This is a genomic window from Streptococcus sp. 1621, from assembly GCF_013276615.1.
In the GTDB taxonomy this organism is placed as follows: domain Bacteria; phylum Bacillota; class Bacilli; order Lactobacillales; family Streptococcaceae; genus Streptococcus.
In genome coordinates this window covers 25296-42965 of sequence record NZ_VMLJ01000038.1, presented here as the reverse complement: position 1 = coordinate 42965, position 17670 = coordinate 25296, and the positions used below count along the sequence as shown (strand labels likewise).

The following is a 17670-nucleotide window of genomic DNA, read 5'->3' as shown; positions in this document are numbered from 1 at the left end:
AAAAAATTATTACCTAATACTAATTTAAAAAAAAAAAAAAAAAAAAAAAAAAAAAATTCCCCGCCGTATCATTGATGAGTATAAACCGGACAATAATGATACTACAAAAGTGAATGAAGTGGTTTTAAAAGCTGAGTTTGAAATGGATAAAACTACAGCGATGACTGTGTATAGAAATCCTCATGTAGGATATGTTGGTCCGGTTTTATCCAACACATACAAGGATAATAACTTTAAATTAGATGAAAAGAAAAAAACTTACACCTATGTAGACTTAAATGTGAATTTAGACAAAGATTTAGTTGTTCCGGAAAAATTATATGCAGAGTTTAATGGTTACTCATGGAGACCATTGTATGCTCTTGGAATTAAGGAAGATGGAACGAAGGAAATCCTAAATGTGTATTCAAAAGAAGGGACAGCCTTAGGAAATACAAAAGATAGCTTTAATTCAATCGTTAGTAATACGGACCCTAGAGTCACATTTGGTGTTGAAACTAAAGGTAACCATAATATAACATTTAGAATGATTCTTAGATCTTTAAACGGATATGATAGTAATAGACCGGAAAATGAACGAAATGAGCGTATAGCTGAGAGTGTAGTAAAACCGGATGAAGGTAAGTCTATTGCTGAAACAATTATGCGCAATATGATACTTCGATCTCTTACATCAACAGAACTTAAAGCCTTGTTCCCTAATAAGAGTGATGAAGAAATCAATCAGATGGTTGTTCGTATTAATCAAGATAAAGCCAAAGAGTTAGCAGATACAAATGGAAATACAGTACTAAAAGTAACAGGTTCTGTTGAGGGTAATGTTCATCCAAGTGCAGGTAGAATCGGTAGTGGCTGGTTAAGCCTGGATTCAGCTACAAATTTACCTATTAACAAAGTAGAAGCTAACGTTTTAGAACTAGGTTATGTTACATTTTATAATGTATCCTACCGATTCCAAAGTGGAACAGAGGGAAAAGTATTACCAGCAGTAATCGAAAACTATAAGCCAAAAGATACAGCTACTTACGAAAATGAAGCGAATGTAACACCAACACAACCGACAACTACAGAGTATATAGATGCAGAAAACGATGGAAAATGGGTCTTCAAAGGTTATGATGAAGCTAAAAAACAAGTAAACAAAGCAGATGTGGAGTTCATTGGAACATGGGTATTCGAATCTAATAAATACGGTGTAACATACAAATTCGTTAGTGGAACAGAAGGTAAAGCATTACCAGCAGCAATAGAAGGCTATAAACCAACAGACCAAAACCGTTATGTAGATAAAGCAAATGTAGTTGCGACTCAACCGACAAAAACAGAGTACGTAGATGCAGAAAATGATGGAAAATGGGTATTCAAGAGCTACGATGCTGAAAATAAACAAGTAAATAAAGCAGATGTAGCGTTTGTAGGAACATGGGTATTCGTGGCTAATAAATACGGTGTAACCTATAAATTTGAAAGTGGGACACCAGGTAAGACATTACCAGCAGCAATCGAAAACTATAAACCCACAGACCAAAACCGTTATGTAGATAAATCAAATGTAACAACAATTCAACCAACAAAAACAGAGTATGTTGATACAGCAAATGATGGAAAATGGGTATTCAAGAGTTACGATGCTGAAAATAAAGCAGTAAATAAAGCAGATGTAGAATTTGTAGGAACATGGGTATTCGAAGCTAAAAAATACGGTGTAACCTACAAATTTGAAAGTGGGACTGAAGGGAAAGAATTACCGAAGAATATTACCGAATTAACTCCTACAGATAAAAATGAGTATATTAACGGAAAGGAAGTTAAAGCAGAATCTCCAACAAAAACAGATGTGAAGGATGGAAAAGGAAGCTGGGTATTTAAAGGTTATAAAAAAGATACAGAAACAATAAACAAAGCAGATATCCAATTTGTGGGGATTTGGAAATATGTAGAAGAACCAGAACCTACGCCAAATCCAAATCCAAACCCAGGACCAAATCCAAACCCAAGACCAAATCCAAACCCAGGACCAAATCCAAACCCAGGACCAAATCCAGGACCAAATCCAAGCCCGGCACCAAGTCCAAGTCCAGCACCAAATCCAAGCCCGGCACCAAGTCCAAGCCCGGCACCAAACCCAAGTCCGGTACCAAGTCCAACTCCTTCAGAGAATTGGAATCAAGGAAGTACTGAAGTGTACAAGCAGGATGAACTACCTCAGACAGGTAGTCAACAAGATGAATGGTTGGTAGCTCTAGGTGGCATATCTCTCCTAGCTGCTTTGACGGTATTTCCTAAAAAACGAGAAGAATAGTACCTGCTAGAAATCGTTTAAATAATAAAATGATGGAAATATATCCTTATAATGGGAAAAGCGATTGTGAAGGAAACAATCGCTTTTTTTGTGAAAATATAATAAAATAGATAGGAAAGAATAAATACTGGTATGAAAAAATAAGACGATCTTTTCGTCTAGTAAAAGGAAAACATGACAAAAAAAGTTGGTGTCGGTCAGGCACATAGTAAGATAATTTTAATAGGGGAGCATGCGGTCGTTTACGGTTATCCTGCCATTTCCCTGCCTCTTTTGGAGGTGGAGGTAACTTGTAAGGTAGTTCCTGCAGTGAGTCCTTGGCGTCTCTATGAGGAGGATACCTTGTCCATGGCAGTTTATGCTTCGCTTGAGTATTTGGATATCAAAGAAGCCTGCATTCGCTGTGAGATTGACTCGGCTATCCCTGAAAAACGGGGAATGGGTTCGTCAGCAGCTATCAGCATAGCGGCCATTCGTGCTGTATTTGACTATTATCAGGCAGAACTGCCTCATGATGTACTAGAAATCTTGGTTAATCGGGCTGAGATGATTGCCCATATGAATCCGAGTGGTTTGGATGCCAAGACCTGTCTCAGTGACCAGCCTATTCGATTTATTAAGAATGTAGGATTTACAGAGCTTGAGATGGATTTATCTGCCTATTTGGTGATTGCTGATACAGGTGTTTATGGCCATACTCGTGAAGCCATCCAAGTGGTTCAAAATAAGGGGAAAGATGCCCTACCGTTTTTGCATGACTTGGGAGAATTGACCCAGCAGGCAGAAGTTGCGATTTCACAAAAAGATGCTGAAGGGCTGGGACAAATCCTCAGTCAAGCACATTTACATTTAAAAGAAATTGGTGTCAGTAGTCCTGAGTCAGATTCTTTAGTCGAAACGGCTCTTAGCCATGGTGCTCTGGGTGCCAAGATGAGCGGTGGTGGGCTTGGAGGCTGTATCATAGCCTTGGCAACCAATTTGACTCAAGCTCAAGAACTAGCAGAAAGATTAGAAGAGAAAGGAGCTATTCAGACATGGATCGAGAGCCTGTAACAGTACGTTCCTACGCAAATATTGCTATTATTAAATATTGGGGAAAGAAAAAAGAAAAAGAGATGGTGCCTGCTACTAGCAGTATTTCTCTGACTTTGGAAAATATGTATACGGAGACGACTTTGTCATCTCTACCGACGGATGCGACTTCTGATGAATTTTATATCAATGGTCAGCTACAAAACGAGGCTGAGCATGCCAAGATGAGTAAGATTATTGACCGCTACCGTCCAGCTGGTGAGGGCTTTGTCCGTATTGATACTCAAAACAATATGCCTACCGCAGCGGGATTGTCTTCAAGCTCTAGTGGTTTGTCCGCCCTGGTCAAGGCTTGCAATGCTTATTTCAAGCTTGGCTTGGATAGAAGTCAGTTGGCACAGGAGGCTAAGTTTGCCTCAGGCTCTTCTTCTCGGAGTTTTTATGGACCGCTAGGTGCCTGGGATAAGGATAGTGGAGAAATTTACCCTGTCGAGACAGACTTGAAACTAGCTATGATGATGTTGGTGCTAGAAGACAAGAAAAAACCAATTTCTAGCCGTGACGGGATGAAACTCTGTGTGGAAACCTCGACGACTTTTGACGACTGGGTGCGTCAGTCTGAGAAGGACTATCAGGATATGTTGGTTTACCTTAAGGAAAATGACTTTGCCAAGGTTGGGGAATTAACGGAGAAAAATGCCCTGGCTATGCATGCTACGACCAAAACAGCATCACCAGCCTTTTCTTATCTGACTGATGCAAGCTATGAAGCCATGGACTTTGTCCGCCAGCTTCGTGAGCAAGGAGAGGCCTGCTACTTTACCATGGATGCTGGTCCCAATGTCAAGGTCCTCTGTCAGGAGAAAGACTTGGAGCATTTATCTGAAATCTTCAGTCAGCGTTATCGCTTGATTGTGTCAAAAACAAAGGATTTGAGCCAAGATGATTGCTGTTAAAACTTGCGGAAAACTCTATTGGGCAGGTGAATATGCTATTTTAAATCCAGGACAGTTAGCCTTGATAAAGGCCATTCCCATCTATATGAGGGGAGAGATTGCTTTTTCTGATAGTTACCGTATCTATTCAGATATGTTTGATTTCGCAGTGGATTTGACACCCAATCCTGCCTACAGCTTGATTCAAGAAACGATTGCTTTAGTGGAAGATTTCCTCGTTTATCGTGGGCAAACCTTGCGACCTTTTTCTCTAGAAATTCGAGGAAAAATGGAACGAGAAGGGAAAAAGTTTGGTCTAGGATCTAGTGGTAGCGTCGTTGTCTTGGTTGTCAAGTCCTTACTGGCTTTATATGATATTTCGGTTAATCAGGAGCTCTTGTTCAAGTTGGCTAGCGCTGTCTTGCTCAAGCGCGGAGACAATGGTTCCATGGGAGACCTTGCCTGTATTGTGGTAGAGGATTTGGTCCTTTACCAGTCATTTGATCGCCAGAAGGTGGCTGCCTGGTTGGAAGAAGAAAACTTGGCAACAGTTTTGGAGCGTGATTGGGGCTTTTCTATCTCACAAGTGAAACCAACATTAGAATGTGATTTTCTAGTGGGATGGACCAAGGAAGTGGCTGTATCGAGTCATATGGTTCAACAAATCAAGCAAAATATCAATCAAAATTTTTTAAATTCCTCAAAAGAAACGGTAGTTGCTTTAGTAGAAGCCTTGGAGCAGGGGGAAGCAGAAAAAATTATCGAGCAGGTGGAAACAGCCAGTCAGCTTTTAGAAGGCTTGAGCACAGATATTTACACGCCTTCGCTCAGACAACTGAAAGAAGCCAGTCAAGATTTGCAGGCTGGTGCCAAGAGTAGCGGTGCGGGTGGTGGTGACTGTGGCATTGCCTTGAGTTTTGATGCGCAATCAACTGAAACTTTAAAAAATCGCTGGGCCGATCTGGGGATTGAGCTCTTATATCAAGAAAGGATAGGACATGACGACAAATCGTAAGGACGAGCATATCCGCTATGCCCTTGAGCAGAAAAGTTCCTATAATAGCTTTGATGAGGTGGAGTTGATTCATTCTTCCTTGCCTCTTTACGACCTGGATGAAATCGATCTTTCGACAGAATTTGCTGGTCGAAAGTGGAACTTTCCTTTTTATATCAATGCCATGACAGGTGGGAGTGAAAAAGGTAAAGAAATCAATCAAAAACTAGCTCAGGTGGCAGAAACCTGTGGTATTTTATTTGTAACGGGCTCTTATAGCGCAGCCCTAAAGGATCCTACAGATGCCTCATTTTCTGTTAAGTCTAGCTATCCAAATCTCCTTCTTGGAACCAATATTGGATTGGACAAGCCTGTTGAGTTGGGACTTCAGACTGTAGAAGAGATGAATCCTGTTCTCTTGCAAGTGCATGTCAATGTTATGCAGGAATTGCTTATGCCTGAGGGAGAAAGAAAGTTTCGAAGCTGGCAATCGCATTTAGCAGACTACAGCAAGCAAATCCCTGTTCCTATTGTCCTCAAGGAAGTGGGCTTTGGAATGGATGTGAAGACAATTGAGAGAGCTTATGAACTAGGGGTTCAAACCGTTGACCTATCGGGTCGTGGTGGTACCAGCTTTGCCTATATCGAAAACCGTCGCAGTGGTCAACGTGATTACCTCAATCAATGGGGCCAGTCCACCATGCAGGCCCTACTCAATGCCCAAGAATGGAAAGATAAGGTTGCACTCTTGGTCAGTGGAGGTGTTCGCAATCCGCTGGATATGATTAAGTGTTTGGTCTTTGGTGCCAAGGCTGTAGGACTGTCTCGAACAGTTCTGGAATTGGTTGAAACCTATTCAGTTGAAGAAGTGATTGGCATTGTCCAAGGCTGGAAAGACGATCTGCGTTTGATTATGTGTGCCCTTAATTGTGTCACCATAGCAGATCTGCAAAAAGTAGACTATCTTCTTTATGGAAAATTAAAAGAAGCAAAGGATCAGATGAAAAAGGCGTAACCACCGCCTTTTTTTCCATCCTCAGACTGAGGTGACTTTTTTGAATTGTGATAAAATAGAAGGGAGAGGATGCACCTATGAGAAAATTTAAAATCTTTTTATTTATCGAAGCCTGTCTTCTGACAGGAGCTCTGATTTTGATGGTATCAGAGCATTTTTCGCGTTTTCTGCTGATTTTATTCCTCTTTTTGCTTTTGATTCGCTATTACACTGGTAAAGAGGGCAATAATCTTCTTTTAGTGGTTGCAACCATTCTCTTCTTTTTCATCGTCATGCTTAATCCCTTTGTGATTCTAGCTATTTTTGTTGCGGTTATCTATAGCCTCTTTCTTCTTTATCCGATGATGAATCAGGAAAAAGAGCAGACCAATTTGGTCTTTGAAGAGGTGGTAACGGTTAAGAAGGAGAAAAATCGTTGGTTTGGAAATCTCCATCATTTTTCAAGCTACCAGACTTGCCAGTTTGATGATATCAATCTCTTTCGTTTCATGGGGAAGGACACTATTCATCTGGAGAGGGTCATTCTAACCAATCATGACAATGTCATTATCCTCAGAAAGATGGTAGGAACGACCAAAATCATTGTGCCTGTAGATGTGGAAGTCAGTCTTAGCGTTAACTGTCTCTATGGTGATTTGACTTTTTTCAATCAACCCAAGCGAGCCCTCCGTAATGAACACTATCATCAAGAAACAAGAGACTATCTCAAGAGTAACAAGAGTGTCAAGATTTTCTTGACCACTATGATTGGCGATGTGGAGGTGGTTAGAGGATGAAAAAACAAGCCTATGTAATCATTGCTCTCACCTCCTTCCTGTTTGTCTTATTTTTCTCCCACAGCTTGCTGGAAATCCTTGACTTTGACTGGTCTATTTTCTTGCATGATGTCGAAAAAACAGAAAAATTTGTCTTTTTGTTGTTGATATTCAGCATGACCATGACCTGTCTCTTAGCCCTATTTTGGCGAGGTATTGAAGAGCTTTCTCTAAGAAAGATGCAGGCTAATCTCAAGCGTTTATTGGCAGGGCAAGAAGTGGTTCAGCTTGCAGATCCAGATTTGGATGCCAGTTTCAAGTCCTTGTCAGGTAAACTTAATCTTTTGACAGAAGCTCTTCAAAAAGCAGAAAATCAGAGTCTTGCTCAGGAAGAGGAAATCATCGAGAAGGAACGGAAGCGGATTGCTCGGGATTTGCACGATACCGTCAGTCAGGAGTTGTTTGCGGCTCACATGATTTTGTCAGGTGTCAGTCAACAGGCTTTGAAATTGGATAGAGAAAAGATGCAGATCCAGTTGCAGAGTGTCACAGCTATTGTAGAAACTGCCCAGAAGGATTTACGGGTCTTGCTCTTGCATTTGCGACCAGTTGAGCTGGAGCAGAAGAGTCTGGTTGAAGGAATTCAAATCCTTTTAAAAGAGCTTGAGGACAAGAGTGATCTCAAGGTTAGTTTCAAGCAAAATGTGACGAAATTGCCTAAGAAAATCGAGGAGCATATCTTCCGTATTCTGCAAGAGTTGATTAGCAATACCCTTCGCCATGCCCAGGCCTCTTGTCTGGATGTCTATCTCTATCAGACAGATTTTGAAGTACAGCTGAAGGTGGTGGACAATGGGATTGGTTTCCAGTTAGGGAACTTAGACGACTTGAGTTATGGACTGCGAAATATCAAAGAGAGGGTTGAAGATATGGCTGGAACAGTTCAACTCTTGACAGCTCCCAAGCAAGGACTGGCGGTTGATATCCGTATTCGCCTGCTTGATAAGGAATGATAAAGGAGTAAAGATGAAAATTTTACTAGTAGATGACCATGAAATGGTCCGATTGGGCTTGAAAAGCTACTTTGACCTCCAAGACGATGTAGAAGTTGTGGGTGAGGCATCCAACGGATCTCAGGGCATTGACTTGGCCTTGGAATTACGTCCAGATGTCATTGTCATGGATATCGTCATGCCTGAGATGAATGGAATTGATGCGACCTTGGCTATCCTCAAAGAATGGCCTGAAGCCAAGATTTTGATTGTAACTTCGTACTTGGACAATGAAAAAATCATGCCTGTCTTAAATGCAGGTGCTCGCGGCTATATGCTTAAGACTTCTAGTGCAGACGAACTGCTCCATGCTGTCCGTAAGGTGGCTGCTGGCGAGTTAGCTATTGAGCAAGAGGTTAGCAAGAAGGTCGAATACCACCGCAATCACATAGAACTACATGAGGACTTGACTGCGCGTGAGCGAGATGTACTTCAACTCATTGCCAAGGGCTACGAAAATCAGCGCATCGCTGATGAACTTTTTATCTCTCTCAAGACGGTTAAGACCCATGTGTCCAACATCCTAGCCAAGCTGGAAGTCAGCGATCGTACCCAGGCAGCGGTCTATGCCTTTCAGCACCACTTGGTGGGGCATGAGGATTTTTAATTGTTATATAAGAATAATATTGGGGAAATGATTGCGTTGAGTATCAAAGAAGTGAAGTAGCTCCAGCATGATTGAAAAGCGCAGTCATTACTTGAAAAAAGTCGCTCATTTATGTTATAATAGACTGTATTTAAAAATTTTAAGGAGAAATGACAGAATGTCTGTATCATTTGAAAACAAAGAAACAAACCGTGGTGTCTTGACTTTCACTATCTCTCAAGACCAAATCAAACCAGAATTGGACCGTGTCTTCAACTCAGTGAAGAAATCTCTTAATGTTCCAGGTTTCCGTAAAGGTCACCTTCCACGTCCTATCTTCGACAAAAAATTTGGTGAAGAATCACTTTACCAAGACGTTATAAACGCTCTTTTGCCAAACGCTTATGAAGCAGCTGTAAAAGAAGCTGGTCTTGAAGTCGTTGCGCAACCAAAAATTGACGTAACTTCAATGGAAAAAGGTCAAGACTGGGTTATCACTGCTGAAGTCGTTACAAAACCTGAAGTAAAATTGGGTGACTACAAAAACCTTGAAGTATCAGTAGATGTAGAAAAAGAAGTAACTGACGCTGACGTTGAAGAGCGTATCGAACGCGAACGCAACAACTTGGCTGAATTGGTTATCAAGGAAGCTGCTGCTGAAAACGGCGACACTGTTGTTATCGACTTTGTTGGTTCTATCGACGGTGTTGAATTTGATGGCGGAAAAGGTGAAAACTTCTCACTTGGACTTGGTTCAGGTCAATTCATCCCTGGTTTCGAAGATCAATTGGTAGGTCACTCAGCTGGTGAAACTGTTGATGTAGTTGTAACATTCCCAGAAGACTACCAAGCAGAAGATCTTGCAGGTAAAGAAGCTAAATTCGTAACAACTATCCACGAAGTAAAAGCAAAAGAAGTTCCAGCTCTTGACGATGAGCTTGCAAAAGACATCGATGAAGAAGTTGAAACACTTGCTGAATTGAAAGAAAAATACCGCAAGGAATTAGCTGAAGCTAAAGCAGAAGCTTACAAAGATGCAGTAGAAGGTGCAGCAATCGATAAAGCAGTTGAAAATGCTGAAATCGTAGAACTTCCAGAAGAAATGATCCACGAAGAAGTTCACCGTTCAGTAAACGAATTCCTTGGAAACTTGCAACGTCAAGGTATCAACCCTGACATGTACTTCCAAATCACTGGAACTACTCAAGAAGACCTTCACAATCAATACCAAGCAGAAGCTGAGTCACGTACTAAGACTAACCTTGTTATCGAAGCAGTTGCGAAAGCTGAAGGATTTGACGCTTCAGAAGAAGAAATCCAAAAAGAAATCGAGCAATTGGCAACAGACTACAACATGGAAGTGGCTCAAGTACAAAGCTTGCTTTCAGCTGATATGTTGAAACATGATATCACAATCAAAAAAGCTGTTGAATTGATCACAAGCACAGCAACAGTAAAATAATCTTAATAAGATAAAAGCCCACCTGAATTGGTGGGTTTTCTTATGCACTATTTTCCAAAAATCTCTTTGAGGTCTGCGTCTGTAATCCCAATCATGGCCGGGATGCTGTCCCAGTTTTCTTCGGTTAGGATGTAGGATTCTTCAGAGGCGCTTGATGCGACTGTTTCAGAGATAGCTTGTTGCTTTTCTTCAACATTCTCCAATAAATCACTGAAGCGTTCAATCAAATAGGTTTTTCGGGCAGTTCCGATGTGTTGGGTAGCATAATCAAAGGCCTGTAATTCGCCTAGTAAGATAAGCTTGCTTTTGGCGCGTGTAATGGCTGTATAGATGAGATTGCGCTCCAGCATACGCCTACTAGCACTAGTGATAGGTAGGATGACAACAGGGAACTCACTTCCCTGGGACTTATGGATGCTCATGGCATAGGCCAGGCGAATCTTGTACCATTCGTTACGTGGGTAAGAGACCTCGTTGCCATCAAAATCAATGACAATCTCGTCTTGTTTCGACTCGGTGTATTTACCAGGAATCAGGTCTGTGATAGCTCCCAAATCTCCATTAAATACATTGATTTCAGCGTCGTTGACCAAATGAATGACCTTGTCTCCCTTGCGATAGTGACACTGGGGAGCTTCAAAACTGAGTTGGTCTTTTTGTGGTGGATTGAGCAGGTCTTGCATGAGCTGATTGATAGCATCAATCCCTGCTGTCCCTCGGTACATGGGAGCCAGAACTTGGATATCACGGGCAGGAATACCACTTCTGAGGGCAGCGCCTAAGATTTTCTCAATGGTAGCAGGAATATGCCTACTAGCAATTTCAAAGTAGGAACGGTCAGCTTTTTTCTGGGTGAAATCAGCTGGCAAGATTCCCTGTCGAATCTGACTAGCTAGGGTGACGATGGTTGATTCTTCACTTTGACGATAAATTTTTTCCAAGCGAGTCTGAGGAATCAAGGGAATATGAAGCAGGTCGGCTAGAATCTGTCCAGGACTGACAGATGGTAGCTGGTCGCTGTCTCCCACGATAAGGATTTTACTGTTAGAAGAGATGTTGGAGAAGAGTTGATTGGCCAGCCAAGTATCCACCATGGAAAATTCATCTATGATGATAAAGTCGGCATCCAGATAATCTTCCAGATGACTGGTATCATCGTCCCCTGTCATTCCCAAGTGACGGTGTATAGTAGCGCTAGGCAAGCCTGTCAATTCATTCATGCGCCGAGCGGCTCGACCAGTTGGAGCAGCAAGAAGAATGGGCAGATTGCTTTTTTTCCTGAGGTCAAGTCCTTCTAAAAGGGCATAAACAGCGATGATCCCATTGATAACAGTTGTCTTACCAGTACCAGGTCCACCTGTCAGGATAAAGACCTTGTTCTGTATAGCGTCACAAATCGCCTGTTTTTGAATGCTATCGTACTCAATCCCCAGCTCTTCTTCGACAGTAGTGATATGCTTTTGAATGGTTTCTAAATCCTGGCTCTTCTGTTTTCCTTTTTCAAGGATACGAACCAAGTGACTGCGGATGCCTTCCTCCGCGAAAAAGAGGCTGTTGTCAAAAATCTTGGTATCAACCTGCTGAACCTTGTCTTCTTCGATTAGGTAGGAGAGTTCTTGGGCCACTTGGCTGGGATCCAGTTCCACGGGACGGGAAGATTCAAGGAGAGTTAGGGTTTGTTCCAACAAATCCCGTGCTTCAACATAGGTATCCCCTGTTTCCATACAGGCCTGAAAAAGACTATGAACTAGACCGGCGCGGAAGCGTTCAGGAGCCTGACTTTCGATGCCTAGTTCCTCCGCTAATTGGTCAGCAATGGTAAAGCCCAAACCCTTGATATCCTCAACCAGTTGGTAGGGATAATTTTCAACCACATCAAGGGTTTCTTCCTTGTAAAAGTCTTGAATCTGGAAGGCTAATTTATTGGGAATACCGTAGTTGGCAAGTTTGGCCAAAACCATCTCGGTTCCGTAGTTGAGGCGGAGAGTGGAGACGAAAGCCTCTCGATTTTTGGCAGAGAGTCCTGTGATGCCTTCTAACTTTTCTGGGTGTTGCAAAATTTCGTCAATGGTATTGTCGCCATAGGTATCCACGATTTTCTGAGCTGTCTTGAGACCAATTCCCTTGAAATGGCTACTTGAAAAGTACTTAACCAAGCCTTTGCTAGTTGGTTTTGCGCGTTCATAACGGCTGATTTGCAGTTGTTCCCCATACTTGGAGTGCTGGACAATTTGCCCCCAAAATGTATAGTCTTCTCCCTCAATCACATCAGCCATGGTTCCTGTGACAATGATTTCAAAATCATCAAAATCCTCTGCGTCTGTATCGTCGATTTCTAGGAGGAGGATGCGATAAAAATTGCTGGGATTTTCAAAAATAATCCGTTCAATGGTTCCTGAAAAATAAACTTCCATAAGATTCCTTTGCATAAATAGGTGAGAGTTAATACTCTTCGAAAATCTCTTCAAACCACGTCAGCTTCGCCTTGCCGTATATATGTTACTGACTTCGTCAGTTCTATCNNGATTTTCATTGAGTATAACTTTGTTTCTATCTTAATCAAACTGGGTAGCGAATAATCATATTCTCACGATAGAAGAAGAGGCAGAGATTCTTGATTCTCGGCCTCTTCGATTTCTTAAAATGTTCCGATACGGGTGATTGGCCAGAAGCGGAATTTAGCTTCCCCTGTGATATCTTTTGCTTTAAAGGTACCTACGTGGCGGCTGTCGCTCGAAACCAAGCGGTCGTCTCCGAGGAGAAGGTATTCTCCTTCTGGGACAGTAAAGCTAAAGTTGGTATTGTAGTTGACATCGACTGTGAAGGCTTGGGCTTTTTGAGCGATACTTCTAAAGAAAGTTCCTTTATTTCCTTCAAAGCCCTTGCCTGAGTAAGTGCTTTGTAGTTTGTCATCCTTGAAGCGTTTGATGTAGTCAGCTAGGTAAGGTTCGTCCGTTTCTTTATCATTGATGTAAAGTTTATCGTTCTCGTAACGGATAGTATCGCCAGGCATTCCAATTACGCGCTTGACGATGTCCTTATTGCCATCTTCCTCATGGGCAACCACGATATCAAAACGGTCAATAGGGAGGTGTTTGACAACAAAGAGGATTTCGCCATCCGCTAGGGTTGGATCCATGGAATGCCCTTCTACGCGGACATTGCTCCAAAAAAAGATACGACTTAAAGCTAGTAATGACAGAATCAGGAGGAACAATCCCCACTCTTTTAGGAAATTTTTAAATGAATTCATAACTTACCTTTCTAAGCGTTTTTTCGCTTTTTCAGTATTTTTAAAGTGCAGTTTGGCGCAGAAATTTAGTCCCTGCATACCATAGGCTTGTAAAATCTGGCTAGCCACCTTGTCAGAAGCCGTTCCAGCTCCACTTGGAAGTTGATAGCCCAGTTCTCGTCCCAGATTTTCAAGATTTTCTAGAAAGAGATCACGCGCAATGATAGAAGAAACTGCGACGGCCAAGTATTTGCCCTCGGCCTTTTCTTCTAGGCTAATAGGATTGCTGAAACGATTGGCCTCTTGCGCCAAGTACTTGTCATAATTTTTAGCACTGGTAAAGGCGTCAATCACAATTTTCTCGGGCTGGATGCCTTTTTGAAGGAGGAGATAGATAGCCTGATTATGGAGGGCAACCTTAACCGAAACAGCATTGTAGCGGTCTCCGATGACCTCGTTGTACTTGCTTGGTGAGAGAAGCAGTGCCTGGTGCTGGATTTTTTCTTTGAGGATAGGGGCAATCTGACGGATTTTTAGGTCGGTCAGAGTCTTGGAATCCCCTACACCGAGTTTTCGCAAGAAGGTATGCTGGTCAGGTGTGACAAAGGAAGCCACAACTGCAAGTCCACCAAAGTAGGAACCATTTCCTACCTCATCTGTCCCAATCAAAGGGAGATTTTGTCCGCTGGTTTGCTCTACAGCTTGATAGCCAAAGAAACGAGCGTATTTCTCAGCCCCTTCACCCTGAAGTAAGACCTTTCCAGAAGTATAGATAGAAACCGTTGCTTGGGGTAGCCTCAAAAAGTAGCGGATATAGGGATTCTTGCTGGGAGCCAGACTGGTTTGATAGTGTTCAAGAAAAGCCTGAATCTCCTTTTCACTTGGTGTGAGTGTTATACTTGCCATAGTTTCTATTGTACCATAAAAGCAGGCAAATTTGTAAAAACTGACAAAATTAGCGAATTTTGGTATAATATCGTGAGGTGAATTTTATGGCAAATCTAAATCGATTCAAATTTACATTCGGGAAAAAATCATTAACTTTGACAAGCGAGCATGATAACCTTTTTATGGAGGAAATCGCCAAGGTTGCGACAGAAAAATACCAAGCAATTAAAGAACAAATGCCTAGTGCAGACGATGAAACAATCGCTCTTTTGTTGGCAGTCAACTGTTTATCAACTCAGCTCAGCCGTGAGATTGAATTTGATGATAAGGAGCAAGAATTAGAAGAACTCCGTCACAAGCTTGTGACTTGCAAGCAAGAACAGAGCAAGATTGAGGATTCCTTATGATTTCACTCCTTCTTCTATTGGTCTTGGCTTGGGGATTTTATATCGGCTATCGGAGAGGCCTGCTCTTACAGGTTTATTACCTGATTTCAGCCATGGCATCGGCTTTTGTGGCCGGCCAGTTTTACAAGGGAATTGGAGAGCAATTTCATTTGCTGCTCCCTTATGCAAATCCGCAGGAAGGTCAGGGAACTTTCTTTTTCCCATCGGATCAACTTTTCCAGTTGGATAAGGTCTTTTACGCAGGTATCGGCTACTTGTTGGTTTTCGGGGTTGTCTATAGCATAGGTCGTTTGCTTGGTCTCCTCTTACACTTGATTCCTAGTAAAAAACTGGGTGGTAAGTTGTTCCAAGTTTCAGCAGGGATCTTGTCCATGTTGGTGACCTTATTTGTCTTGCAAATGGCCTTGACCATACTAGCAACCATTCCCATGGCAGCTATACAAAATCCTCTTGAAAAGAGTATCGTCGCAAAACACATCATCCAGAGCATACCAGTAACAACTAGTTGGCTCAAACAAATCTGGGTGACAAATTTAATCGGATAAAAAGGGCAGGAGTTTTCCTAGCCCTTTGTTTACAGATTTGACTCGAATCTATCAGAATATAAAAAGCTACCACACCTAGACATTCAAAGACAAGGAAATAAAGATGAATAAGAAAATATTAGAAACATTAGAGTTCAATAAGGTCAAGGCTTTGTTTGAACCCCATTTGTTGACCGAGCAGGGCTTGGAGCAATTGAGACAGCTGGCTCCGACTGCTAAGGCAGATAAAATTAAACAGGCTTTTGCTGAGATGAAGGAAATGCAGGCTCTCTTTATCGAGCAACCGCATTTTACCATTCTCGCAATTAAGGAAATCGCAGGAGTCTGCAAGCGGTTGGAGATGGGGGCAGATCTCAATATCGAGGAGTTCCTCCTCTTGAAGCGCGTGCTTCTTGCTAGCCGAGAACTGCAAAGTTTTTATGCCAATCTGGAAAATGTCAGCTTGGAAGAGTTAGCCCTTTGGTTTGAGAAATTACACGATTTTCCGCAATTACAAGGAAATCTCCAAGCCTTTAATGATGCAGGTTTTATTGAAAATTTTGCCAGTGAAGAATTGGCGCGCATCCGTCGAAAAATCCATGATAGTGAGAGTCAGGTACGCGATGTCTTGCAAGATTTGCTCAAGCAAAAGTCGCAGATGTTGACGGAAGGAATCGTTGCCAGCAGAAATGGCCGTCAGGTTTTACCAGTTAAAAATACCTACCGCAATAAGATTGCAGGTGTTGTTCATGATATTTCTGCCAGCGGAAACACCGTCTATATCGAACCCCGTGAGGTGGTCAAACTGAGCGAGGAAATTGCTAGTCTGCGAGCAGATGAGCGCTATGAAATGCTTCGAATTCTTCAAGAAATTTCTGAGCGTGTCCGACCTCATGCGGCTGAGATTGCTAATGACGCTTGGATTATCGGCCATCTGGACTTGATTCGTGCCAAGGTACGCTTTATCCAAGAAAGGCAAGCAGTCGTTCCTCAGCTGTCAGAAAATCAAGAGATTCAACTGCTCCATGTCTGTCATCCTTTGGTCAAAAATGCCGTCGCAAATGATGTCCATTTTGGCCAAGATTTAACAGCCATTGTCATTACAGGTCCCAATACGGGCGGGAAGACCATCATGCTTAAAACTCTGGGATTGACGCAGGTTATGGCTCAGTCAGGTTTGCCGATTTTAGCAGATAAGGGAAGTCGTGTTGGTATTTTTGAAGAAATCTTTGCCGATATTGGCGATGAGCAGTCTATTGAACAGAGCTTGTCTACCTTCTCTAGCCACATGACCAATATTGTGGATATTCTTGGTAAGGTCAACCAGCATTCGCTCTTGCTCTTGGATGAGTTGGGGGCTGGTACAGATCCCCAAGAGGGAGCCGCCCTTGCCATGGCTATTCTGGAGGACCTTCGCCTGCGTCAAGTCAAGACTATGGCGACTACCCACTATCCGGAACTCAAGGCCTACGGTATTGAGACAGCCTTTGTGCAAAATGCCAGCATGGAGTTTAATACTGCAACTCTACGCCCGACCTATCGCTTTATGCAGGGAGTTCCTGGCCGAAGCAATGCCTTTGAAATTGCTAAACGTTTAGGCTTATCTGAAGTTATTGTAGGGGAGGCAAGCCAGCAGGTCGATCAGGACAATGATGTCAATCGGATTATTGAGCAACTGGAAGAGCAGACGTTAGAGAGTCGCAAACGCTTGGACAATATCCGTGAGGTGGAGCAAGAAAATCTCAAGATGAATCGTGCGCTAAAAAAACTCTACAATGAACTCAATCGTGAAAAGGAAACCGAGCTTAATAAGGCGCGTGAACAGGCTGCTGAGATTGTGGCCATGGCCCTCAGTGAGAGTGACCAGATTCTCAAAAATCTCCACAGTAAGTCCCAGCTCAAACCTCATGAAATCATTGAAGCCAAGGCCAAGCTGAAAAAATTGGCTCCTGAAAAAGTGGACTTGTCTAAAAACAAGGTCCTTCAAAAGGCCAAGAAAAAACGTGCTCCAAAGGTGGGAGATGATATCGTTGTTCTCAGTTATGGACAGCGTGGTACCCTGACCAGTCAACTTAAGGATGGCCGTTGGGAAGCCCAAGTTGGCTTGATTAAGATGACCTTGGAAGAGAAAGAGTTTGACCTTGTTCAAGCCCAGCAAGAAAAGCAAGTCAAGAAGAAACAGGTCAATGTCGTGAAACGAACTTCTGGTCGTGGCCCACAAGCCAGACTGGACCTTCGAGGCAAACGTTATGAAGAGGCCATGAATGAGCTAGATGCCTTTATCGACCAAGCCTTGCTTAATAATATGGCTCAAGTTGATATCATTCATGGTATTGGAACAGGTGTCATCCGTGAAGGTGTCACCAAATACCTACAAAGAAACAAACATGTCAAGAGTTTCGGCTATGCCCCACAAAATGCTGGAGGGAGTGGCGCAACTATTGTCACTTTTAAAGGATAGCAGTATTCTGGACTTTATAAAGTAA

At 42.4% G+C, this 17670-nt stretch carries 15 protein-coding genes; 12 read left to right on the top strand and 3 right to left on the bottom strand.

The features are described from left to right. Positions 1-160 precede the first annotated feature (160 nt). The 9 genes from HT697_RS08870 to tig all read left to right on the top strand — a co-directional run bounded on the left by HT697_RS08870 (position 161) and on the right by tig (position 10133). On the top strand, positions 161-2302 hold the full coding sequence (locus tag HT697_RS08870; RefSeq protein ID WP_240149839.1) for an SHIRT domain-containing protein: 2142 nt from the start codon (positions 161-163) through the stop codon (positions 2300-2302). Between the two features lie 174 nt (positions 2303-2476). Further along, positions 2477-3355, top strand: coding sequence for a mevalonate kinase (gene mvk / locus HT697_RS08865; RefSeq protein WP_173217972.1), 879 nt, complete (start codon positions 2477-2479; stop codon positions 3353-3355). Further along, complete coding sequence (gene mvaD / locus HT697_RS08860; protein ID WP_054373741.1) at positions 3337-4290, top strand: diphosphomevalonate decarboxylase; 954 nt, start codon at positions 3337-3339, stop codon at positions 4288-4290. Before mvk ends, mvaD begins: the two co-directional genes overlap by 19 nt. After that, positions 4277-5284 carry a phosphomevalonate kinase gene (locus HT697_RS08855; RefSeq protein WP_054373744.1) on the top strand — a complete coding sequence of 336 codons (1008 nt, stop codon included), beginning with the start codon at positions 4277-4279 and terminating at the stop codon, positions 5282-5284. Before mvaD ends, HT697_RS08855 begins: the two co-directional genes overlap by 14 nt. After that, entirely contained in the window at positions 5268-6278 is a 1011-nt protein-coding gene (fni, locus tag HT697_RS08850; RefSeq protein WP_054373746.1) for a type 2 isopentenyl-diphosphate Delta-isomerase, read from the top strand. The genes HT697_RS08855 and fni overlap by 17 nt, the downstream gene beginning before the upstream one ends. Before the next feature lie 77 nt (positions 6279-6355). Further along, positions 6356-7054: a cell wall-active antibiotics response protein LiaF gene (gene liaF, locus HT697_RS08845; RefSeq protein ID WP_173217970.1), complete on the top strand. Its 699-nt coding sequence runs from the start codon at positions 6356-6358 to the stop codon at positions 7052-7054. Next, a complete protein-coding gene (locus tag HT697_RS08840; RefSeq protein ID WP_054373750.1) occupies positions 7051-8046 on the top strand; it encodes a sensor histidine kinase in 996 nt (331 codons plus the stop codon). Before liaF ends, HT697_RS08840 begins: the two co-directional genes overlap by 4 nt. 13 nt (positions 8047-8059) lie before the next feature. Next, positions 8060-8692 (top strand): response regulator transcription factor, encoded by a 633-nt coding sequence (locus HT697_RS08835; protein ID WP_173217968.1) that lies wholly within the window; start codon positions 8060-8062, stop codon positions 8690-8692. A gap of 157 nt (positions 8693-8849) precedes the next feature. Continuing rightward, the gene (gene tig, locus HT697_RS08830) at positions 8850-10133 is read left to right on the top strand and encodes a trigger factor (protein ID WP_173217965.1); all 1284 of its coding nucleotides are present in this window, start codon (positions 8850-8852) and stop codon (positions 10131-10133) included. A 47-nt stretch (positions 10134-10180) separates the two neighbouring features. Here tig and HT697_RS08825 read toward each other — a convergent pair whose 3' ends face one another. The 3 genes from HT697_RS08825 to rnhC form a co-directional block, all read right to left on the bottom strand. Continuing rightward, entirely contained in the window at positions 10181-12547 is a 2367-nt protein-coding gene (locus HT697_RS08825; protein WP_173218062.1) for an ATP-dependent RecD-like DNA helicase, read from the bottom strand. A 224-nt stretch (positions 12548-12771) separates the two neighbouring features. Further along, positions 12772-13386 carry a signal peptidase I gene (gene lepB, locus HT697_RS08820; RefSeq protein ID WP_001083986.1) on the bottom strand — a complete coding sequence of 205 codons (615 nt, stop codon included), beginning with the start codon at positions 13384-13386 and terminating at the stop codon, positions 12772-12774. A 3-nt stretch (positions 13387-13389) separates the two neighbouring features. Then, a complete protein-coding gene (gene rnhC, locus HT697_RS08815; RefSeq protein ID WP_173217963.1) occupies positions 13390-14271 on the bottom strand; it encodes a ribonuclease HIII in 882 nt (293 codons plus the stop codon). An 86-nt stretch (positions 14272-14357) separates the two neighbouring features. Here rnhC and zapA point away from each other — a divergent pair, with 86 nt between their 5' ends. From zapA to HT697_RS08800, 3 genes are all read left to right on the top strand, one after another. Continuing rightward, positions 14358-14660 (top strand): cell division protein ZapA, encoded by a 303-nt coding sequence (gene zapA, locus HT697_RS08810; RefSeq protein ID WP_000002019.1) that lies wholly within the window; start codon positions 14358-14360, stop codon positions 14658-14660. Then, positions 14657-15205, top strand: a complete 549-nt coding sequence (locus tag HT697_RS08805; RefSeq protein ID WP_173217961.1) for a CvpA family protein — start codon at positions 14657-14659, stop codon at positions 15203-15205. Before zapA ends, HT697_RS08805 begins: the two co-directional genes overlap by 4 nt. A 103-nt stretch (positions 15206-15308) precedes the next feature. After that, entirely contained in the window at positions 15309-17645 is a 2337-nt protein-coding gene (locus tag HT697_RS08800; RefSeq protein WP_173217959.1) for an endonuclease MutS2, read from the top strand. Positions 17646-17670 lie beyond the last annotated feature (25 nt).